Raw genomic sequence first — 19,887 nt, forward strand, 5'->3', positions numbered from 1 at the left:
TTTGCAATTCAACGGGAGGAAACCATGAAGATTCGCAACATTCTGGCGGCAAGCCTGATGGCCCTCGGGTTGGCGGGCGCCGCACATGCCGATGACGGCCTCGACAACCCGTCGCGCAACCCTTTCTATGACGGCCTGAAGGGAAAGCGCGTCGTTTTCATTCCCCTGGCGATGGGCTTCGACCTGACGGAGGGCTGGGCCGCGATCATGCGCAAGCAGGCGGCCGACCTCGGTTATACGCTTGAAATCCGTGATCCGAACTGGAGCACGGACGCGGGCACGCGCGCTCTGACCGCGCTGATCGCCGAAAAGCCCGACCTCATCATCGCGCACAATCCCGATGTGCAGTCCTATGCGCGGTTGCTGAAGCGCGCCATGGACGCCGGCATCAAGGTGATCCAGCTCAATCTCGAATCCGTGGTCCCGACCGACGCCTATGTCGGCGCCGACTGGTCGCGGGTCGGCTACATCGAGGCGGATGCGCTGGTGAAGCAGTGTGGAGCGAGCTCCGGCAAGTCCGGCAAGATCGCCATCATCCGCGGCCAGCCTACGGCAGCCTCGGACCTCTACGAGCTCTATGCCTACAAGCAGACCTTCGCCAAGGATCCGTCGATCAAGGTCGTGTCGGAGCAGGCCGCCCAGTACGATCCCGCCAAGGCGCGCGCAATCATGGAGACAGTGTTGCAGCAGCACCCGGATCTGTGTGGTGTCGTCGGCAACTGGGATAATCAGGACGTCGGCGCCGGTGCCGCGATCCAGGCGGCCGGCAAGGCCGACGACATCTACCTCGTCACCTCCGGCGGCGGCAACAAGATAGGTTGCGACAACATCGAGAAGGGGCTGCTGGACCTGATCATCAGCTACGATGTCCCGCTCCAGGGCAATGCGATCAACCAGCAGATCGTGCAGACACTGCTGGCGCCGGCCCAGGCCGGAGAGAGCAAGACCTCCTACTACACCCCGCTGACGCTGCTGACGAAGGACAATATCGGTCCGCGCACCTGCTGGCAGCTGGACCAGCTGAAGTAGGTCGACTGGCGAGCACCAAGGATCATCATGGCCAGCAGCGACACTCTCGCGTATCTGCGTTCGCGTTATCTCCCCGATCACCTGATCGGGGAGCTTTTGTCGAAGCGCTGGATCGACAATGCCATCCCGTTTTCCGCCCTCCTGCTCACGATCGTGGTTTTGGGCTCGATCATTCCGGACTTTCTGTCCCTGTCGAGCCTTTCCGACCTTGCCCGGCAGTTCGCGGAATTCGGGCTCGTGGTGCTGGCCCTGACGGTGGTGATGATCTCGGGCGGCATCGACCTCTCGGTCGCTTCCGTCTTCTCGCTCGCGGTGCTGTTCTCGCTGATCGGCGTGAATGTCTACGAACTGCCGGTTCCAGTCGTCCTCGCCGGCATCCTGGTGATGGGCATGGGGTGCGGCGCCATCAACGGCGTGCTGGTCGGCTATTTGCGCCTGCGCGCCTTCCTGACCACGCTGGTCAGCCTGATCATCTTCCGCTCGATCTACGAGATCGTCTTCGTGAAGATGTCCACCTCGATGATGGTGGGCTTCTCCATGTCCGACCTCTGGCTGTTCATCGGCGAAGGCACGGTGCTCGGCGTTCCGACCTCGCTGGTGATCACGCTGGTGATCGCTCTTGCCTGGCACCTCGTGCTGTCGCGCATGCGCCCCGGCTGGCGGCTCACCGCCGTGGGCGGGGCGCGGCGTTCGGCTTTCAACGCCGGCATCGACGTGCGCTTCATGGTGTTCCTCACCTATGTCGTCTCCAGCACGATGTGCGCGCTGGCCGGTTTCCTGTTCGCCGCCCGGCTGGGCAGCACAGGGTCCGACACCGGCGTCGGGCTCGAAGTGCAGGCGCTCACCGCGGCCGTGCTGGGTGGAACGGCGATCGGCGGCGGCCGGGGTTCAGTGGCGAAGGCGATCATCGGCAGCCTGCTGGTGCTGATGCTCACCAACGGTCTGATCAATCTCGGCATCAGCGGCCCGATCACCTCGACCATCCTGGGAGCAATCCTGCTGTTCGCCGTCTTCGTCGATATGCGCTGGCAGAAGCACCGCCACCGCATTCTCGCCAAGGTCTATGTCTCGCCTGCCTACCTTTCCCTGCCGCCGGCGCCGAAGGTCGACGCACCCGGTTCGCCCTATGTGCTGAACGATCGCTTGCGCTCCGTCGAAATCATCGGGCTCGGCGAGATTGAGGGGCCCGAAGACGTCATCCTCGACCGCGACGACAATCTGTATTGCGGCACAAGGCATGGCGACATCGTTCGCTTCTTTGGTCCCGACCACAAGCGCTCCGAGGTGTTCGCGCATATTGGCGGCCATCCGCTCGGCATGGCGTTCGACCGCACAGGCAACCTGCTGGTCTGCATCGGCGGCATGGGTCTGTTCCAGGTTGCGCCCGACAAGACCGTCACCAAGCTCACCGACGAGACGAACCGAAGCTGGACCTCGGTCGTGGACGATTCGCGATTGCGGCTCGCCGATGACGTTGACGTTGCACCCGATGGCCGCGTCTATTTCAGCGAGGCGACGATCCGCTACGAGCAGGAGGACTGGGCGACCGATGCGCTGGAAAGCCGGGCGAGCGGGCGCATGATCTGCTACGATCCGCGCACGGGCAAGACGCACACCGAGATTCCGAAGCTGGTCTTCGCCAACGGCGTCACGATGTGTCCCGACGGGCAATCCTTCATGTTCGCGGAGAGCTGGACATGTTCCATCAGCAGATACTGGTTCGACGGACCCAAGAAAGGCACTACCGAACGCGTCATTTCCAGTCTGCCCGGCTATCCCGACAACATCAACCGAGCCTCGGACGGCAACTACTGGCTGGCGCTGCTCGGCATGCGCGGGCCGGCGCTCGACCTTGCGATGCGCATGCCCGGCTTCCGCAAGCGCATGGCCCGCCGCGTTGCGCCGGATCAATGGCTCTACCCGAACATCAACACCGGCTGCGTGGTGAAGTTCAACGAGAAGGGGGAGATCCTCGACAATCTCTGGGATCTCGGCGGCCGCAACCATCCGATGATCACCTCGATGCGCGAGCATCGGGGATGGCTCTATCTGGGTGGCGTTTCGAACAATCGCATAGGCCGCTATAGATTGCCGGACGCGGACCCCGATTGGTGCGGGCAGGATGCCTATTGGGGGCCGCGCCCATGATCGGCGCCATCAAGCGCGCCTGGGCGAATTTCCGCGGCTTCGATCTCACAGGCAGCACGGTGCCGCCGATGGACGGCCCGCTGCGGCCGAATGCGAAGCTCGACGCAGCACCGCTGCTTCTGGAACTCGCCGACGTCGATAATCTTGTGCTGCGCGGGCAACAGATACTCTGCTCGGTCGGTCAGGAAATCCATACCCTGGCGCCGGAGATCGGCAATAGCGGGGAGGCGCTTTCAATCACCGGGACGCACAGCGTCGGCAAGCCCGTGACCAGCATGGCGGCGGCCGGAGACCTGCTGGCTGTCGCCGTCGAGGGCGAGGGGATCCGCATCGAAAGACCGGGGGGCGCATCGACGGAACTGATCAGGCCGGAAGGGCTCAATGTGGAGTGCATCACGGCGATGGCCTTCGCCGACCCCTCCACCTTGCTCATCGCGGTGGGATCGGCCCGCAATCCCGCGCATCGTTGGAAGCACGATCTGATGACGAAGACGGAAGCGGGGTCGGTCTGGCGCGTCGACGTCGGCGCGCGCAGTGCCGTTTCAATCGCCTCGGGGCTGGCATTTCCATCCGGGATAATCGTATCCAAGGACCGCCTGTTCGTTTCGGAGGCCTGGCGCCACCGTGTCGTTTCGATGGGCCTCGACGGCTCATTCCAACAGATCGCCCTCGGCTCGCTCCCCGCCTATCCCGGGCGCATCGCGCCGGCAGCGGAAGGAGGCTTCTGGCTGGCGATGTTTGCGCCGCGCAACCCGCTTGTCGAGTTCGTCCTGAAGGAGGACGAGTACCGCAGCCGCATGATCGAGACGATCGATCCAGAATATTGGATCGCTCCCTCCCTCGTCACCGGGCGGAGCTTCCTCGAGCCCATACAGGGCGGCGCACGCAAGAAGCTCAATATGCTGAAGCCGTGGTCGCCGACCTGGTCGGCAGGCCTCGTCGTGCGCTGCGACGGGAGCATGTCCATGCTGCGAAACTATCAAAGCCGTGCCGATGGCGATGTGCACGGCGTGACGTCAATGTGCGAAGCCGATGGCCGGCTTCTGGTCGGTGCAAAGGGATCGGGGAAGATCGTGGCGATCGACGAACTGGCGGGGCATGCCGCAAGATGACACCGCTCATTCAATTGCGCGGCGTCTCCAAGGATTTCCGCGGCGTTCTGGCGATCTCGAATGTGGATTTCGAGATCCGTCCCGGCGAGATACACGCCATTCTCGGCGAGAACGGCGCGGGAAAGTCGACGCTCATGAAAGTGCTCGCCGGCGTCTACCAGCCGAGCTCCGGCGAGATGCTGCTCGACGGCCAGCCGGTCACCCTGAATTCGCCGTCAGACGCGCTGAATCGCGGCATAGCGATGGTCTTCCAGGAGACCAATCTGGTGCCGTCGATGTCAGTGGCGCAGAACATCTATCTTGGCGACGAGAAGCTTTTCAACCGGCTGCGCGGCTTGAACATCCAGGCACAGCGCTACCTCTTGTCGCTCAACTTCTACGTCGATCCCACGGCGCAGGTCTCCTTTCTTGGGGCCGGCAAGAAGCAGATGGTCGAGATCGCGCGCGCCGTTCACCACAATGCGCGGCTCATCATCTTCGACGAGCCGACGGCGACGCTGACGCCTGAGGAGAAATTCCACTTCTTCAACCTTGCCCGGCGGCTCAAGGAAGAGGGTATTGCGATCATCTTTATCAGCCATGCGCTCGAAGAAGCGTTGCAGCTGTCGGATCGCATCACGGTGATGCGCGACGCCAAAGTGGTGGTGACCGACGAAACCAGCAAGTTCGACCGCGACCGGATAGTGCAGGCGATGGTCGGGCGCAGCCTGTCCGGCGAGCTCTATTCCGGCCAGACGCGCCTGGCGCGGCCCATGGGCAGAAAGATCCTCAGCGTCGAAAACCTGTCGATGGGCAATACGGTACGCAACACATCGTTCTCTGTGTTCGCCGGACAGGTGACGGGGATGTTCGGCCTTGTCGGCGCGGGACGCACCGAGACGATGAAGATCGTCGCCGGCGTGCTGAAGCGCGATTACTTCCATGGCGGCACGGTGCGCTTCGAAGACAGGCCGGTTCGTTACCGGACGCCGCGACCGGCGGTGCGCGACGGCATCGTCTATGTCACAGAGGACCGCAAGATCGAGGGGTTCTTCGAAACCATGACGATCGCCGGCAACATCCAGCTTGGGCAACTCGCCAAAGGCAACAATCCGCTGACGCCGGTCGCGCCGCGGCAGGGGCGGGAACTTGCCACCGAATGGACCAAGCGGCTGGGGGTCAAGGCGATCGACGCCGATGCCCGCGTCATCGAACTCTCGGGTGGCAACCAGCAGAAGGTGGTTCTGTCCAAGGCGCTGATCCAGAAGCCCAAGCTGGTCATCCTCGACGAACCGACACGCGGCGTCGACGTCGGCACCATCGTGGAGATCCACAACTTCATCAACGAGCTTGCCGACAGCGGCATGGCCGTGGTGGTCATCTCCTCCTACCTGCCCGAGATCATGTCGCTGTCAGACCGGATTCTCGTTGCGCGGCAGGGACGGATCGTCGAGGAAATGGACATCGCCGAGGCGACCGAAAGCGGGATCATGTACGCGGCGGTGCACTGAGCCTGTCGTGGCAGGAGCGGCCGGTCACAGAACCGAAGTCGCGGTGAAACGCGGCGACGTTAATGCTTAGGCCTAGCCGGTTTCTACCACCGGTTCGTCGGCAGAACGAACATCTGCGCGATCTGGACGTGGGGCGGCTGATCCAGCGCGAATGAGACGCATCGGGCGATGTCTTCGGGGTCGAGCGCCATGCCGAATTTCTCGAAGTATTTTCGGGACGCCTCCTCGTCGCCGCGGTGGCGGGATTTGACGATGTTGGTGCGGGTAAGCCCCGGCAAGATCTCGATCACGCGGATGGGTGTCTCCGCCAGTTCGCCGCGGATGATGTCGCTCAGCATGTGCACGCCGGCCTTGCTGGCGGAGTAGGGCGCCTGGTCCGGCACCAGGCGCAGCGCGCTGATGGAGCTCATGTTGACGATGTCGCCACGGCCGCGTGCAATCATTCCAGGCAGGATCGCGCGCGTCACGCGCATGAGGCCGATCAAATTGGTCTCGATGATCGCCGACCAGTCGTCGGCCGATCCGATGTCGAAGCGGGTACGCCCACCGATGTCGTGGCCGGCATTGTTGACCAATATGTCGATGTCGCGAAATTCCGGGGGCAGCCGGTCGAGGCAGTTGGCGACGGCGGCGCCGTCGGTGATATCCAGGGGGAGCGGAAAGACATCGGCGCCGAGCTCGCCGGCGAGCGCGGTGAGGGGACCTTGCTGGCGATCCGCCAGGACGATGCGGCTGCCCTTGTCATGGAGGCTCATGCAAACCGCGCGACCGATGCCGCTCGCGGCACCGGTGACGAAGGCGATCCTTTGCCGGTCTGTCATGTCAGGCCGCCCCCCTAAAAACGCGGGTCAAGCCTTGACGGCATCGAGTTCGGCGAAGGCCTCGCGCGCGATGCGGAACGAATCCACTCCCGCGGGCACGCCGGCATAGATGGCCACCTGCAGGAAGATCTCGCGGATCTCGTCGCGGCTGACACCGTTGCGCAAGGCGCCCTTGACATGCATCTTGAGCTCATGGGGCCTGTTGAGGCAACTGATCATGGCAAGGTTCAGCATCGAGCGCGTCTTGCGCGACAGGTCTTCGCGGCCCCAGACCGCACCCCAGCAATACTCTGTTACCAGTTCCTGCATGGGGCGGTTGAAGTCGTCCGCCGCGGCGAACGATTTTTCGACGAATTCCTTGCCCAGCACATCCTTGCGGATCGCCAGGCCACGCTCGAAGACATCCTTGGACATATGAATTTGCTCCTGCTTCGGGATCGGTTACGAAACTTGCCTGGACGATGGACGCGTGGCTTTGCCGACCCCGTGTCGGGGCGCTCGCGTCGCTTGCCTTCTGGCTGCTCCCTTTGCCGCGCAAAGCGACAGGAGCCGGCCGGCGTCCTTCTTGGTATCCAGCCTGTCGACGAATTCTTCGACAGCCTCGGCCCCGGCAGGGCCAAGGATGATCGCGGCCGCCGACCGGAAGCGCTCGCGCACCTCCGCCTCGGTGGCGGGCACGACATCGGGCAGGCCCATCGAAAGCTGGCGGCCGTCGCCGAGCACCACATCGATCGCCGCGCCCTGCTGGCCAGGAAACAACGCGGTCAGATCCGGGCTGGCAACCAGTTCGCTGGCGCCGATCAGGCGTATCGTTTCAGCATGAGCGAGATCGCTGTAGATGTCCTCCGACAGCCGGCCGTGCGCAAACACGGCCCCCACACCAAAGGGAATGCTCATCTTCGCCTGGAGGGCCCTGTCGAATGGTCCTGTCCGGTCGCAACCCGGATATGCGGCGGCCGCGGCGGGCACGCTGATGCGGATGCGCTCGACCGGCGCGGCGTCCGAGCCGATCATCTCGACAAGCTTCAATGCCGTCTGGCAGGCCGTCTGGGCGAAATTACAGGCAGGTGCGGCCTTGTGGTAGACGTTGAGAATATCCGCCTCGCCATCGGGGAAGAGTTCGATCGGGCCGGGCATCGGCCGCCGCGCCAGCGCGGCAAAATATCCCGACCGGCCTTCAAGTATGTCAGGACTGCCAAAGGCTCCGGCTTCGGCCAGCCGAACCGCCATCCAGGCGTTGCGTGCGGCAAAGCCGGGATGGAAGAACATGTCGGAGCCGCCGCTGTGCGGCCACTGGTTCAGCCCGGATGCGGTGTTCGCCGCCAAGGCAATGGCCGCTGCCACTTGCTGTCGGTCGAGCTTCAGCATCCAGGCGCCGCCGCATGCCGATCCGATGGGAGCGACCAGTCCCGTCGGCCGGAAAAGTGACGACATCGCCGGGTCGATCAGCATCCTGCCAAGACGTCCACCGACCTCATAGGCGACCACCGCCGACCGGATCAGGTCCATGCCGGCAACAGGCTCCGTCTCGGCCAAGGCGAGAAGCAGCGGCCAGACGACCACACCGTGGTGGCACACCGACGCGGCATGCATGTCTTCCCTGACCAGGCCGTGGCCCTTCACGGCATTGACGAAGGCGGCGTCCGCTGGTGTCGCCGTCGCGCTTTCGCCAATCATATGGCCGCCAGGCGCTGCCGCCACGGCGGCGACCGCCTGCTGGCTGGGCTCCAATGCCGAAGCCTCAAACGCACAGCCGAGAAAATCGAGCAGGCAGAGCTTGGCCTTGGTGACGACGGCAGGACTGAAAACCGGCGAAGCAAGGTTCGCCAAGGCATCTGCCAGTTCCATCGAGCGCGTCGTCATTTGCTGCTCTCCACAAAACAAGGCCTAGGCGCGTATCTCCACGCCGGCCCACTCCTCGATGATGCGGACCATCGAGGTGAAATCGGAATCCGGCCCGAAGCGGGCATTGGTGGCGGCGAGCATCTGCCGCACCAGGGAGCCGCCAACCATGGGCACGCCCAAATTCTCGCTTTCATCGACGCACATGCGCACGTCCTTGTACGACAGCGCAGTGGAGAAGCCGAAATCGAAGGTCCCCGGCAAGACGGCACGGGGGAACTTGTCCTGCGTCGCGCTGTTTCGCCCGCTCGAGGCATTGATGATGTCGCACATCACCGTGGGATCCAGGCCGGCCTTGACGCCCATGGCGAGCGCCTCCGCCGACAGCAAGATGACGCCGGCGGCGATCATGTTGTTGCCGAGCTTCGCAACCTGAGCGCTTCCTGGCGTTTCTCCGCAATAAAACCTGCGGCCGAAATTGGCCAGAACAGGTTCGATTTCCTCGTAGATCTGCTTTGGGCAGGAGACCATAACGGCGAGCGTGCCGTTGCGTGCGCCTGCGATGCCACCCGATATCGGTGCGTCCACCCATCCGATGCCTTTGCTGGCCAGGGACTCCGAGATGATCTTTGCCATGCTCGGTCCGGTGGTGGACACGTCGACAATGATCCTGGCCTTCGAGCCGGCCGCTATTCCATTCGCACCCAGCACGACTTCCCTGACGACGGGTGGCGTCGGCAAGCTGCAGAATACGATGTCGGCTTCATCCGCGACCGCCTTGGGAGATGCGGCAAGTTTGGTGAATTCCACCGGCAACTCTTTCGCCGCGTCGGGCCGCGTGTCGTAAACGACCAAATGGTGGCCGGCCTCGATCAGGCGGCGCACCATCGGCACGCCCATGCGGCCGAGGCCGATGAACCCAAGCGTTTGACGCTGCAACGACTTTTCCTCTCAAATCTATTGAATTCAGGCAGTTTTGGACTGGTTGAGACTAGGCCAATTCCTGCCCGAGCGATAAGGCTCGCGGCGCGCATAACAGCTTTGCCGCAGGCCTGACGCGCGCTTGTCAACGGCTTCGATGTACCCCAAACTCCGGCATTCGTTGCATGCCAACGGAAATTCTCTGTTCCGCATTTTGCGACGAGGCAATGTTCATGTTTGACTTACGGCAGCTCCAGCTGTTCACGGCAGTGGCGGAATTCGGCAGCTTCTCGCGGGCCGCCGTTGCGCTATCGGTCAGCCAGCCGGTGCTCAGCAGGCAAATCAAGGCGCTGGAGGAGAGCGTCGGGATCGCGCTTCTTTATCGCAATGGTCGCGGCATCGTCCTGACGGAGGCAGGCAAGCTTCTGCGGGACTACGCATCGGCAATCCTGGAGCAGGTCTCGCGGGCCTCGACTGAACTCGGCGCCTTGCGATCGAACCCGCGTGGGACGATTGCGCTCGGAATGCCGCCATCGGTCGGCGTCGTCCTTACCTCGCCGCTCGTCCAGCATTTCCACGAGCAGTTCCCGCAGGTGAGCATGCGCGTCGTCGAGGGGTTCAGCGGCCATCTCCTCGAATGGCTCGTGATGGGGAAGATCGACGTCGCGGTGCTTTACAACGCGCCGCGCATGAACAACCTTCTGTCAGAACCGATCCTGCGCGACGAACTCTTTCTGCTCGGCGCTGAGAATGACCCCAGCAAGCTCGGCCCCGGACCGGTCGATGCCGAGGTTGTTTCGCGTATCCCCATGATCCTTCCGGCTCGACCGCATGGGCTGCGGGTGCTGCTGGATCAAATCTTCGGTTCCGTCGGCATCGAGCCCAGGATCGAGGTCGAGGTCGAGGCGATGCCTTCGACGCTGCGCCTCGTCGAGGCCGGTATGGGGTATACGATTCTGTCCTATTCGAGTTGCCACAATCTGGTGGCGGAAGGCAGGATCAAATATTGGCGTATCCAGAACCCGTCGATAGAAAGGGAACTGCTGCTCGCGACGTCGACGCAGCGGCCAACCACTACCGTCATCCGGGCGCTGACCACCCTCATAAGGGAGGAGGTGCGCGCCTTGCGCAAAATGGGAATCTGGGACCCGAAACCCTAAGAAGCCGAGCACATCCTCGAAGAGGTGGTGCCCGGCCCTCGATCACACTGAGGCGGCATAACGCCGGGCGAGAGCGGACATGCCGACCGCGAGCACGAGGATGCCGCCCTTGAAGATCGGCTGGAAATGGGTGGGCGCGCCGAAGATGCTGAGCCCGTTGAAGCCGACCGCGAGGATGAGCACGCCGACCAGGGTCCCGGTTATGTGGAATTCACCTTCCTTCAGCGTAGCGGAGCCCAGGAAGACGGCGGCGAAGGCGTCCAGCAGATAGCCGTCGGCCGCTGCAAGCGTGCCACTGCCGAGCAGCGAGGACAGCAGCGTTCCCGTCAATGCGGCGCAGAAGCCGGCGGTGGCAAAGGCAAAGATCTTGATGCGGTCCACCCGGATGCCCGAGAGCCTTGCCGCCTCCAGGTTGCCGCCGACAGCCTGCATCTTCTGGCCGATGTCGGTCTTGTTCAGGATGATCCAGAGCGCAATCAGCACGACCACCATGATGATCACCGGATTGGGCAGGCCGAAGACCAGGCGGCCGAGCGAAATGTCGGTGAAGGCCCGAGGGATTCCGGTGGCGATCGGGAAGGAGCTGTAGGTGAAGCCTATCCCCGTCAGCATGGTCCCGATGCCCAGTGTAGAGATGACTGCGTTGATCCTCACCTTCGTCACCAGCACGCCGTTCAAGGCGCCGATCGCGGCGCCCAGAAGCAGGGCGCAGACAATGCTGAGCCAGATGGGAAAACCCTGGTAGGCCATCAGTCCGGTAACGATCAGGCCGACGAAGCTCGCGACATAGCCGATGCTGAGGTCGAACTCGCCGACAACGAGCGTGTAGGTCAGCCCGGAGGCGATGATCGCGGTCAGGGATGCCTGGCTGAGGATGTTGAGGAAATTGGCGCGGGACAGGAAGATTCCTGGCGCGTTCGCCGAGAAGAAGATCACCATCAGCAGGAGCCCGACGATCGTACCGTAGCGAGAGAGCCAGATCAGCGCTGTCCGCTTCCACGAAGATTTGCGGAGCTGTGGCGCGTCCTTCGCCGCGGTTCCGGCCTGGGCCATCATGCGATGTCTCCTTCTTCGTCATTGGGATCATGGTAGCTGAGTTCGATGATCCGCGCCTCGGTGATATCGGCGCCGGTCAGTTCGCCGGTGACGCGGCCTTCGCGCATGACGAGGACGCGATCCGCCAGCAGCGTGAGTTCCTCGACATCCGACGAGATCACCAGGATGCCGACGCCGGACCGGGCGAGCGCCCGGATCGCATCATGGATCTCTTCACGCGCGCCGACATCGACGCCTCGCGACGGCTCGTCGAGAATGAGCAGTCTGGTTCCGGCGTTGAGCCAGCGGGCGATCAGCGCCTTTTGCTGGTTGCCGCCTGAAAGACCGCCGATCCTGGCGTCGACGCTGGGCGTCTTGATGCCCAGCTGGGCTATCAGGCTGTTCGCCTGCCGCCGGGCCTTTCTGTCGGAGACGAAGGGGAGCCCCGGAATGGCGCGCAGTTTCTTCAAGGTGGATATGTTGATGTTGAAGCCCACCGACTGCTGCAGCATCACGCCTTGCGAGCGGCGCTCCTCCGGCACCAGCGCTATGCCGGCGCGGACCGCCTCGGCCTCGTTGGCGATATCGAGCCGTTTGCCGTCGAGCTCGAAATGGCCGGCATTGGGCCGGGACGCGCCGGCCACGAGATGGGCAAGTTCGGTCCGTCCCGCGCCGACAAGGCCGCCGAGCGCCAGGACCTCACCCTTGTAGAGATCGAAACTCACGCCCTTCACCGCACTCTTCCAGGCGATGTCGCGGACGGAGAAGGTCGGCTGCTGGTTGCGGTCGCTCGCAAAGCGGGCGCGCGCGTCCGGCGGGCGTATGTCATGGCCGATGATGGCTCTGACCAGGCCCTTCTTGTTGAGCGCTCCACGCTCCGCGCCATCGACGATGCGGCCGTCGCGCAGCACCGTGATCCTGTCGCAGAGCTGGAGCACCTCTTCGAGCCGGTGCGAGACATAGAGTATGGCCACACCCTGGGCGGAGAGATCGCGGATGATGGCGAAAAGCTGCTCGCTCTCCGGGCCCGAGAGCGAGGCCGTCGGCTCGTCCATCGCGATCATGCTGGCTTCGCCCACGAGCGCCTTGCTGATCATGACCAACCAGCGCTGGGCCACCGACAGTTCGGAAACCTTCGTCTCGAGCGGAAAGCGGATGCCGACGCGTTCGGCGGCGGCGCGGGCGGCGACGCCGGAACGCTGCCAGTCGATTATCCCGAAACGGGTGACCTTGGGTGCGCCGAGCAGCATGTTCTGCAGCGCGTTGAAATGCGGGATCAGGTTCAATTCCTGATGGATGAAGGCAAGCCCGGCCTTTTCCGAGGCCCGAGGCGACCCTTTTTGCAGGTCCTCGCCGGCGATCGTCACGCTGCCCTCGTCAGCCACCGTTACCCCGGCGAGGCAGCGGATCAGCGTCGACTTGCCGGCGCCGTTGGCTCCGACCAGGCCATGCACCTTGCCTTGCTCGATGTCGAGATCGGCGTGGTCGAGAGCGAGTTCTCCCGCAAAGGATTTGGTCAGGCCGCGGATGCGCATCCATGGCCCGACCGAAGCAGCGGGCGGCATCTAGCGACGCCGCTCCGCCAGCCGCTGTAAAACGGTCTCACATTCCATTGGGATGTTCGGCCATGAACTTGTCGACATTGTCCTTGGTGACCACGATCCCGGGGATCTGGATATCCTTCGGCTGCCAGGAGGCGCCGGCCTTGATCGAGTCGAGGATGGCCTGGAAGACCTCCTTGCCCTCCTGGTAGGCCGGCTGCCAGACGGTCGCCGTCAGGTCGCCTTCCTTGACCAGTTGCAGTGCTTGCGGGCTGCCGTTGATCGAGACTGTGGTGACGTCGGTGCGGCCGGCCTGGCGCATTGCAGCGACGGCTCCCTGCATCGGCTCGTCCCAGCAGGCCCAGATGGCGAGCGGCTTGTCGCCGCTGGTGGGATGCGCGGTGAGCCAGGCCGCGGCGGTGGCGTTGCCGAACTGAACCTGCCCGGGCGCCGTCACTTCGCTGTAGTCCACCTTGACGTCGGACTTGCCCTTGACGCCCTCGTCGAAGGCGATGCCGCGATCGATGCAGAGCTTTCCGGGGTGGAAGGTCATTGCCAGAACGTCGGCCTTTTCGCCAACCTTGTCGATCAGGAACTTCACCGAGTCATCGCCGACCTGGCGACCACTCGTCGTCACGACGATGCCGGGAACGATCTCGCCGCCCCAGGTGGCGACGGGAATGCCCGCGTCGCGCGCCGCGGCCAGACCGGAGCCAATGGAGCTGCTGGCAAAGGCAAGCACGAAGATCGCGTCGACCTTTTGCGCGGCAAAAGAATTCATCGCGGCATTGGCCTGGTCGGCGCTCGCCTGGGTATCAGTCACCTTGACATCCCAGCCGGCAGCCTTGGCGGCTTCGGTCGCGCCGCCAATGACGGCTATGTTGAGGGCATCGTTGGCCAGAAGTGCAACGACGCCAAGCGTTTTTGCCTGGGCGACGGTGGCAACCATCATGGCGCCGGCCGTCAATGCGGCAAGCAGCAGTTTATACATTTGGAAATCCTCTCTCCCTGTCGACCGTCCCCACGATGGGGCCGGCGCCTTCCCTTCACGAGATTTCAGTGGTCTTGCTCCTCGCACCCAAAAACCCACTCCTCCGGCCAAGCCTCGAAGCGGTGTGCCTCTCCAAGTCCGTTTGGCGCCCCGCGGATTGGGCTCTACGGTTTACCTAACTGCCTGGATCGGTCGTATTTGATACCGGTATCATAAATTACATTCGGGAGGGCGGCAATAGGTGGCTTGCTTGTCCAGAAAATTCGTTTTTGGCCCAAAATTGGACAAGCACCGCTATACTGCGCGCATCTTTCCCTATTTTCACTTGTTAGCGGTATCACGTCAAGGCTATGTATAGCCACGGCGCGGGCGATCCTTGCCGCGAATGTCTTGAGGCCGCGGGCCATAGGAGGAACCAAACATGCAAGTGAAATACGATTTTTCCGGCAAGAACGTCATCTTGATCGGTGGAACCACCGGCATTGGCCGTGCCACGGCGCTGGCCTTCGCCCAGGCGGGGGCAAATCTTTTTGTCGCCGGCATCGGCGCCGAATTCGGCAACAGCCTCAAGGAGGAGGTGAAGCCGCTGGGCGTCGCGATCGAGTTCATGGAGACCGATGTGCGCGACAGCAAGGCGATGGCCGCGCTGCACCAGAAAGCCTTCGAGCGCTTCGGCAGGATCGATGTCGCTTTCAACAATGCGGGCGTGCCCGGCAAGACAGCGCCCGTGCACGAGCTCGACGACGCCGACTACGACCTCTTGATGGACGTCAATCTACGCGGCATGTTCAACGGACTGAGGCATCAGATCCCGCATATGATTGCCAAGGGCGGCGGCGCGATCGTCAACACGTCATCGCTCTTCGGCGTCATGGGTTTCGCCACCACCGCCGTTTACTGCGCGAGCAAGTGGGGGGTGATCGGGCTAACCAATTCGGTGGCGCTGGAAGTGGCGCGCAAGAACATCCGCGTCAACGCCATCGCGCCGGGCTCGGTGATGACGCCGCTGCTGCGCGGCATGTTCGGCAGCGAGCAGGGGGCAAAGGATACGGTCCTGCCGATGATCCCCATGGGGCGCATCAGCGATCCGTCCGAGATTGCCCAGCTTGTGCTGTTCCTCTCATCGGACGCGGCCTCATTCATCACCGGCCAGGCGATCGTCATCGATGGCGGCGGCTTCGTCGCCGGCGCTGACCAGTTCTGAATACTCAAAGCACTGTTTGGGCAGGGCGTCTGTGCGCCCTGCCGCCCAGGCGCGATCCACAAGCTTCTCAGCCGACCCAGCTTTTCTCGCCCTTTGCGAGCGCGATCTCCACCACCTGCAGGCCCTTGTCGGTGAGCCGCGACGGAAATGTGGTGCGCAGCCGATCCTCGTGGACGGGAATCACCCGCCGCACTTCGCCACCCACCGATTTCAGCATCTCAACGCTGGAGAAGATCAAATTGTGCTGGCTGCCGACGGCAAGGCCGATCGGCACGATCTGCGGCGCATCCGCATCGAGGCCGGTCAGATTGTCGTAGGTATAAATCAGGTCGCCCGCGAAGATCCACTTGTCCTCGCCATCCCTGGCGCCGTCGTTGCGGATGGTGACATACATGCTGCCATAGGTATGGGTATCGGCGGCCAGATGAACGTCGATGCCCGGCAAGACATCCTGCTGGTCGCCGTCGATACAGATCATGCGGCCTTCCTTCGCCGCCTCGACGGCGCGCACGATGTCGGCCGGATCGCCGCCACCGGTCAGGAAACGATATTCCGGGCCCAAGGTCAGAGCCCAGACCCATTTGTCCAGCTCGCTCTTCTGGACATAGAATTTCGCGTTTGGAAACAGATGCATGGCGCCCATGTGGTCGAAATGAGCATGGGTGATGAAGACGCTGGTCACGTCTTCCGGCTTGACGCCGCATTCGGCCAGAACCTCGCGCGGTCCGTGATAGTTCGAGACCCCATAGGCGGTCGCCAATTGTTCGCCATAGGCAACGTGGTCGTAGCCGGTGTCGATCAGGATCGTCTCACCTTTTCCCTTAAGCAGCGCGTAGGCATAGGGCAGTTTGCGTGTGCCCTGATGCTGCGGGCCGTACATCATGACGCTGAAGGGGAACTTCTCCACCGCCGCATATTCGAGCACCCAAATCGAGTAATCCGCCATTTCATCCTCCCTGATACCGTGGCTTACGTGACTTCCTGCAACAGGCGCCGCGGCGCATGGGCCGCGCAGCACGCCTGGCCAAAATCGACAAGTTCGAAGCCCGGCAACAGACAGGCCGTGGCTCGAAGATGATCGCTTGACGCCCGCAGCGCCCGGACGAGCAGATCGGTTTGCTCAGCGGCATCGATCCGGCGAGACTCTAGCGCCGCGACGCAAGCGTGGAGGAGCGTCTCGGCGGCGCCATGCAGGTGGTGATGGTGATGCGTAGCGATTTCGGGCACTGCGAGCGCGCGGACCTCCTCGGCTGCTCGCGTTGCTGCCTCCCGCGCCCCGGCGAGCGCGCCTTCGGCGAACACGGCCCGGCGACGCGAGGTCATCAGCAACAGCGCGAAGCCAGCGACTTGCGTCAGCGTCTCGCTGATCAGCTGCTGTACCGGTCGAGCAGCCGCCACGTAGCGAAGCACCGCCCGTTCCTCTCCGCTGTTTGCCGTTCCATCCATTGCGATCTCCGCGGAACCCCTGAATGCGCAAAGCCTTTCAGGCAATACTGGATTTTGGTATCGGTAACAATACTATTGCGGAATTCTGTCGTGAAGGCTTGTTTGCCCACTCACGCAATGATTTGATTTCCGCCGCCACATCGAGCTGTGATGGGAAATGCCGAAGAGATCGTCTGGAGACGGAAATCCGCATAGCGGGAGCGCGAGGATGCGGGACGTGGCGGCTCGCGCCGGCGTCTCCACCATGACGGTGTCACGGGCTCTGAACGAGCCTGGCAAAGTCTCCGAAGAGATGCGCGAAAGGGTGCTCCGGGCGGTGCGCGAGATCGGCTATTTGCCGAACCACCTGGCTGGCAGCCTGTCCTCGAACCGCTCCACGACGATTGGACTGATCGTGCCGAGCATCGACAACTCGATCTACACGCAAACGGTCAAGGGCCTGTCGGAGGTGCTCAAAAGCTCGGGCTTCCAGTTGATGATCGCCGAGTCGGGCTATGACCCCAACGAGGAGGAGGAACTGATAACGGTCTTCCTCAGTCACCGTGTGAGTGGCCTGGTTCTGCACAGCACCGAGCATACGCCGCAGGCCGCGGAGAAGATCCGGAAATCAGGCATACCGGTGGTCGAAAACGGCAATATACCCAGAGAACCGCTGGATATGGTGGTCAGTTTCTCCAATTACGATGCATCCTATGCAATGACGATGCATCTCGGCCGGCTCGGATACCGCAAGATTGCCTTCGCCAGTCTCTATTCGGTCCACAACGACCGCTCGCAGGACCGGTTGCAAGGTTATCATGCCGCGCTCAGACAGCTTGGCCTCGATCCCGATCCCCGCATCGTGCTGGAGACGGAGCGCGGCCTCGCCGCCGGGGCAGAGGTGATGGCGCGGGTGGTACAGAGCGTGCCGGAAGTCGACGCGCTGTTTTGCGCGGGAGACGTGCTGGTCGTCGGCGCGCTCTTCGAGTGCCAGAAGCGCGGCTGGGCGGTGCCCGGCCGGATTGCCCTGGCAAGCTTCGACGACGTGGACCTTTTGCGTCACGTCAGCCCATCCGTCACCACGCTGAGGCTGCCACGCTATGATATCGGCGAGCGAACGGCGCGTATCCTGCTCAGCCGAATCATGGACGGGGCCGAGCACCTGCGCGGCAGTGTCGTTGATCTGAAATTCGAATTGATCCAGCGCGAAAGCACTTGATCGTGGCGACCCGGTAGCAACGGTTGCATCGCTGACGGCGCTGCTCTATAGTCCATTTCTGTTACCGGTACCAAAGAATGAACGTGGCGCGACGCTGCGTCCGGGCCGGGACGAGGACTTTGGCGGTGCTCACGAAGCGGCGGGGCAGGATATGAGCGTGTCGAAGGAAACAGAACAGGCGATGCTTCCCGACTCGGCAAAAGTCCTGAAGGGACGGCGTGCGCTGATCACCGGCTCCACCGCGGGGTTGGGACAGGTGATGGCCGCCAGGCTCGCCGAGGCCGGCTGCAGTGTGATGCTGCACGGGCTCGAAGCGCCCGAGGCGGTCGAGCGGCAGCGCGAAGCCCTGGCCCGTAGGACAGGCTCACAGATTGCCTATCACAGGGCTGATCTGTCCACGCCAGCAGAGGTGGAGGGTCTTGTCGCAGCGGCCAGCGCCGAACTTGGCGGGGTGGATATCCTTATCAACAATGCGGTCGTACGGCATTTCGCATCGATCATGGATTTCCCGCCCGATCAATGGGATATGGCGCTGGCCGTGAACCTCTCGGCCATTTTCCATGCCGTCCGGTTGTTGCTGCCGCAGATGCGGGCGCAGAACTTCGGGCGCATCTTCAACATAACCTCCGTCTACGGCATGCGCGGCACACCAGGCCGTGTCGGCTATGTGACGACGAAATCCGCTATTCTCGGCCTCACAAGGGCAGTGGCACTGGAGAATTTGGACGTCGACGTCACCTGCCACAGTCTCTGTCCCGGCTCGGTGCTGACACCGGGCACGGAGAGCCGGGTGGAGGAGTTGATGGCGGATCAAGGTATTGACCGCGGTGCGGCAGAGCGCCTCTTTCTGGAAGGCAAGCAGCCTGGCGGCAGCTTCGTCTCGCCACAGAGCGTCGCCGATCTCCTGGTCTTTCTCTGCGGACCGATTGCGCGCGATATGACAGGAGCCATGCTCCCGGTCGAGGGCGGGTGGCTTGCGAGCTAGAGCAGGATGAATTGAAGTTGAGTCGGTCATCCTGCTCTAAGTGTTTGTTTGTTCGCATGATCTTGTCCGAAAAGTCTGCAACTTTTCGGACATGCTCTAGGCGGATCCGGATCGATGTGAGTGGGCGTGATGGCGGCTTGGCAGCGAAAGGAGGCACGCATGGATGATATCTACGAACTCTACGCGGTTCGCTACGGGCACCATGACCGCAACGCGGCGGCGAATTTCATCGGCGGCGATCCGCATGACGGTCCAATGCCGCTTGACTATTTCGTCTGGGCCATCGTCGGCAAGACGCGGACCTTCGTATTCGACACGGGCTACGACGCCAAGGTGGCCGAGAAGCGGCAAAGGCAGCTGCTGCGGCCGGTCGGCGAAGGCCTGAAGATGATCGGGATCGATCCGGACAAGGTCGAGGACGTGATCCTGTCGCACATGCATTTCGATCATGCCGGCAACCACGACCTGTTCCCGAATGCCCGCTACCATGTCCAGGACGTGGAGATGGCCTATTGCACCGGGCGTTGCATGTGTCACGACTATCTGCGCCACCCCTTCGCCTATGAGGACGTGGCCAGCATGGTGGCCAAGCTCTTCGCCGGGCGGGTGACGTTCCATGACGGGATCTCCGAGATCGCGCCGAACCTCACGGTGCACCGCGTCGGCGGCCACTCGAAGGGGTTGCAGGTGATCCGGGTGAAGACGGCGCGCGGCTGGGTGGTGCTCGGCTCCGATGCCTCGCACTTCTATGCCAATTTCGAGCAGAACCGGCCCTTTCCGGTGCTGGAGAGCGCCACCGACATGCTCGAAGGCTACGCCACGATGCGCAAGCTCGCCAGCTCGCCCAAACATGTCATTCCAGGCCACGACCCTCTTGTCCTGGCGCGCTATCCGGCCGCGCTGCAGGGGGTCGAGGATATCGTGCGCCTGGACCTCAATCCGATTGCAGCAGCGCCATGAGCAT

The 19,887-nt window shown here is 63.0% G+C and carries 18 protein-coding genes; 9 read left to right on the forward strand and 9 right to left on the reverse strand.

Annotated elements, in window-relative coordinates; translation table 11 throughout:
* The first annotated feature begins 24 nt into the window (after positions 1-24).
* Genes C9427_RS19800 through C9427_RS19815 form a run of 4 tightly spaced genes read left to right on the forward strand, consistent with a single transcriptional unit; the run spans position 25 to position 5,779 of the window.
* Positions 25-1,029, forward strand: a complete 1,005-nt coding sequence (locus tag C9427_RS19800; protein ID WP_146172563.1) for a sugar ABC transporter substrate-binding protein — start codon at positions 25-27, stop codon at positions 1,027-1,029.
* 27 nt (positions 1,030-1,056) lie between these two features.
* On the forward strand, positions 1,057-3,177 hold the full coding sequence (locus C9427_RS19805) for an ABC transporter permease (RefSeq protein WP_107650796.1): 2,121 nt from the start codon (positions 1,057-1,059) through the stop codon (positions 3,175-3,177).
* On the forward strand, positions 3,174-4,289 hold the full coding sequence (locus C9427_RS19810; RefSeq protein ID WP_107650797.1) for an SMP-30/gluconolactonase/LRE family protein: 1,116 nt from the start codon (positions 3,174-3,176) through the stop codon (positions 4,287-4,289). The genes C9427_RS19805 and C9427_RS19810 overlap by 4 nt, the downstream gene beginning before the upstream one ends.
* Positions 4,286-5,779 carry a sugar ABC transporter ATP-binding protein gene (locus tag C9427_RS19815; protein ID WP_107650798.1) on the forward strand — a complete coding sequence of 498 codons (1,494 nt, stop codon included), beginning with the start codon at positions 4,286-4,288 and terminating at the stop codon, positions 5,777-5,779. Before C9427_RS19810 ends, C9427_RS19815 begins: the two co-directional genes overlap by 4 nt.
* Positions 5,780-5,862: 83 nt before the next feature.
* Here C9427_RS19815 and C9427_RS19820 read toward each other — a convergent pair whose 3' ends face one another.
* From C9427_RS19820 to C9427_RS19835, 4 genes are read right to left on the reverse strand one after another with little or no spacing between them, the layout of a single operon-like run.
* Positions 5,863-6,600 carry an SDR family oxidoreductase gene (locus C9427_RS19820; protein ID WP_107650799.1) on the reverse strand — a complete coding sequence of 246 codons (738 nt, stop codon included), beginning with the start codon at positions 6,598-6,600 and terminating at the stop codon, positions 5,863-5,865.
* Positions 6,601-6,627: 27 nt separating this feature from the next.
* A complete protein-coding gene (locus C9427_RS19825) occupies positions 6,628-7,014 on the reverse strand; it encodes a carboxymuconolactone decarboxylase family protein (RefSeq protein WP_107650800.1) in 387 nt (128 codons plus the stop codon).
* A gap of 27 nt (positions 7,015-7,041) precedes the next feature.
* On the reverse strand, positions 7,042-8,463 hold the full coding sequence (locus C9427_RS19830; protein ID WP_107650801.1) for an MmgE/PrpD family protein: 1,422 nt from the start codon (positions 8,461-8,463) through the stop codon (positions 7,042-7,044).
* A 24-nt stretch (positions 8,464-8,487) separates the two neighbouring features.
* Complete coding sequence (locus C9427_RS19835; RefSeq protein WP_107650802.1) at positions 8,488-9,381, reverse strand: NAD(P)-dependent oxidoreductase; 894 nt, start codon at positions 9,379-9,381, stop codon at positions 8,488-8,490.
* Between the two features lie 215 nt (positions 9,382-9,596).
* On the opposite strand from C9427_RS19835, the gene C9427_RS19840 reads away from it, so the two are divergent.
* Complete coding sequence (locus tag C9427_RS19840; RefSeq protein ID WP_107650932.1) at positions 9,597-10,523, forward strand: LysR family transcriptional regulator; 927 nt, start codon at positions 9,597-9,599, stop codon at positions 10,521-10,523.
* A gap of 42 nt (positions 10,524-10,565) precedes the next feature.
* Here the strand turns inward: C9427_RS19840 and C9427_RS19845 are convergent, their stop codons facing one another.
* From C9427_RS19845 to C9427_RS19855, 3 genes are read right to left on the reverse strand one after another with little or no spacing between them, the layout of a single operon-like run.
* A complete protein-coding gene (locus tag C9427_RS19845; protein ID WP_245437107.1) occupies positions 10,566-11,579 on the reverse strand; it encodes an ABC transporter permease in 1,014 nt (337 codons plus the stop codon).
* Positions 11,576-13,123 carry a sugar ABC transporter ATP-binding protein gene (locus C9427_RS19850; protein ID WP_107650803.1) on the reverse strand — a complete coding sequence of 516 codons (1,548 nt, stop codon included), beginning with the start codon at positions 13,121-13,123 and terminating at the stop codon, positions 11,576-11,578. Before C9427_RS19850 ends, C9427_RS19845 begins: the two co-directional genes overlap by 4 nt.
* A gap of 37 nt (positions 13,124-13,160) precedes the next feature.
* Positions 13,161-14,090, reverse strand: coding sequence for a sugar ABC transporter substrate-binding protein (locus C9427_RS19855; protein WP_107650804.1), 930 nt, complete (start codon positions 14,088-14,090; stop codon positions 13,161-13,163).
* Between the two features lie 421 nt (positions 14,091-14,511).
* Between C9427_RS19855 and C9427_RS19860 the strand changes: the two genes are divergently transcribed.
* Complete coding sequence (locus C9427_RS19860; RefSeq protein ID WP_107650805.1) at positions 14,512-15,294, forward strand: SDR family NAD(P)-dependent oxidoreductase; 783 nt, start codon at positions 14,512-14,514, stop codon at positions 15,292-15,294.
* 67 nt (positions 15,295-15,361) lie between these two features.
* Here the strand turns inward: C9427_RS19860 and C9427_RS19865 are convergent, their stop codons facing one another.
* The gene (locus tag C9427_RS19865; RefSeq protein ID WP_107650806.1) at positions 15,362-16,240 is read right to left on the reverse strand and encodes an N-acyl homoserine lactonase family protein; all 879 of its coding nucleotides are present in this window, start codon (positions 16,238-16,240) and stop codon (positions 15,362-15,364) included.
* A gap of 23 nt (positions 16,241-16,263) precedes the next feature.
* Entirely contained in the window at positions 16,264-16,740 is a 477-nt protein-coding gene (locus tag C9427_RS19870) for a hypothetical protein (protein ID WP_107650807.1), read from the reverse strand.
* Positions 16,741-16,948: 208 nt separating this feature from the next.
* Here C9427_RS19870 and C9427_RS19875 point away from each other — a divergent pair, with 208 nt between their 5' ends.
* The 3 genes from C9427_RS19875 (at position 16,949) to C9427_RS19885 (ending at position 19,883) form a co-directional block, all read left to right on the forward strand.
* A complete protein-coding gene (locus C9427_RS19875; RefSeq protein ID WP_208636385.1) occupies positions 16,949-17,938 on the forward strand; it encodes a LacI family DNA-binding transcriptional regulator in 990 nt (329 codons plus the stop codon).
* Positions 17,939-18,095: 157 nt separating this feature from the next.
* A complete protein-coding gene (locus C9427_RS19880; protein ID WP_208636386.1) occupies positions 18,096-18,923 on the forward strand; it encodes an SDR family NAD(P)-dependent oxidoreductase in 828 nt (275 codons plus the stop codon).
* 159 nt (positions 18,924-19,082) lie between these two features.
* Positions 19,083-19,883 carry an N-acyl homoserine lactonase family protein gene (locus C9427_RS19885; protein ID WP_107650935.1) on the forward strand — a complete coding sequence of 267 codons (801 nt, stop codon included), beginning with the start codon at positions 19,083-19,085 and terminating at the stop codon, positions 19,881-19,883.
* Positions 19,884-19,887: the final 4 nt, after the last annotated feature.

The organism is Mesorhizobium helmanticense, from assembly GCF_003034915.1.
In the GTDB taxonomy this organism is placed as follows: Bacteria; Pseudomonadota; Alphaproteobacteria; order Rhizobiales; family Rhizobiaceae; genus Mesorhizobium; species Mesorhizobium helmanticense.

Coding starts and splice junctions, on each gene's coding strand:
- C9427_RS19865 (WP_107650806.1), bottom strand. CDS start 16,240: ATGGCGGATTACTCGATTTGGGTGCTCGAATATGCGGCGGTGGAGAAG.
- C9427_RS19820 (WP_107650799.1), bottom strand. CDS start 6,600: ATGACAGACCGGCAAAGGATCGCCTTCGTCACCGGTGCCGCGAGCGGC.
- C9427_RS19860 (WP_107650805.1), top strand. CDS start 14,512: ATGCAAGTGAAATACGATTTTTCCGGCAAGAACGTCATCTTGATCGGT.
- C9427_RS19830 (WP_107650801.1), bottom strand. CDS start 8,463: ATGACGACGCGCTCGATGGAACTGGCAGATGCCTTGGCGAACCTTGCT.
- C9427_RS19825 (WP_107650800.1), bottom strand. CDS start 7,014: ATGTCCAAGGATGTCTTCGAGCGTGGCCTGGCGATCCGCAAGGATGTG.
- C9427_RS19815 (WP_107650798.1), top strand. CDS start 4,286: ATGACACCGCTCATTCAATTGCGCGGCGTCTCCAAGGATTTCCGCGGC.
- C9427_RS19850 (WP_107650803.1), bottom strand. CDS start 13,123: ATGCCGCCCGCTGCTTCGGTCGGGCCATGGATGCGCATCCGCGGCCTG.
- C9427_RS19845 (WP_245437107.1), bottom strand. CDS start 11,579: ATGATGGCCCAGGCCGGAACCGCGGCGAAGGACGCGCCACAGCTCCGC.
- C9427_RS19805 (WP_107650796.1), top strand. CDS start 1,057: ATGGCCAGCAGCGACACTCTCGCGTATCTGCGTTCGCGTTATCTCCCC.
- C9427_RS19885 (WP_107650935.1), top strand. CDS start 19,083: ATGGATGATATCTACGAACTCTACGCGGTTCGCTACGGGCACCATGAC.
- C9427_RS19855 (WP_107650804.1), bottom strand. CDS start 14,090: ATGTATAAACTGCTGCTTGCCGCATTGACGGCCGGCGCCATGATGGTT.
- C9427_RS19870 (WP_107650807.1), bottom strand. CDS start 16,740: ATGGATGGAACGGCAAACAGCGGAGAGGAACGGGCGGTGCTTCGCTAC.
- C9427_RS19810 (WP_107650797.1), top strand. CDS start 3,174: ATGATCGGCGCCATCAAGCGCGCCTGGGCGAATTTCCGCGGCTTCGAT.
- C9427_RS19800 (WP_146172563.1), top strand. CDS start 25: ATGAAGATTCGCAACATTCTGGCGGCAAGCCTGATGGCCCTCGGGTTG.
- C9427_RS19875 (WP_208636385.1), top strand. CDS start 16,949: ATGCGGGACGTGGCGGCTCGCGCCGGCGTCTCCACCATGACGGTGTCA.
- C9427_RS19840 (WP_107650932.1), top strand. CDS start 9,597: ATGTTTGACTTACGGCAGCTCCAGCTGTTCACGGCAGTGGCGGAATTC.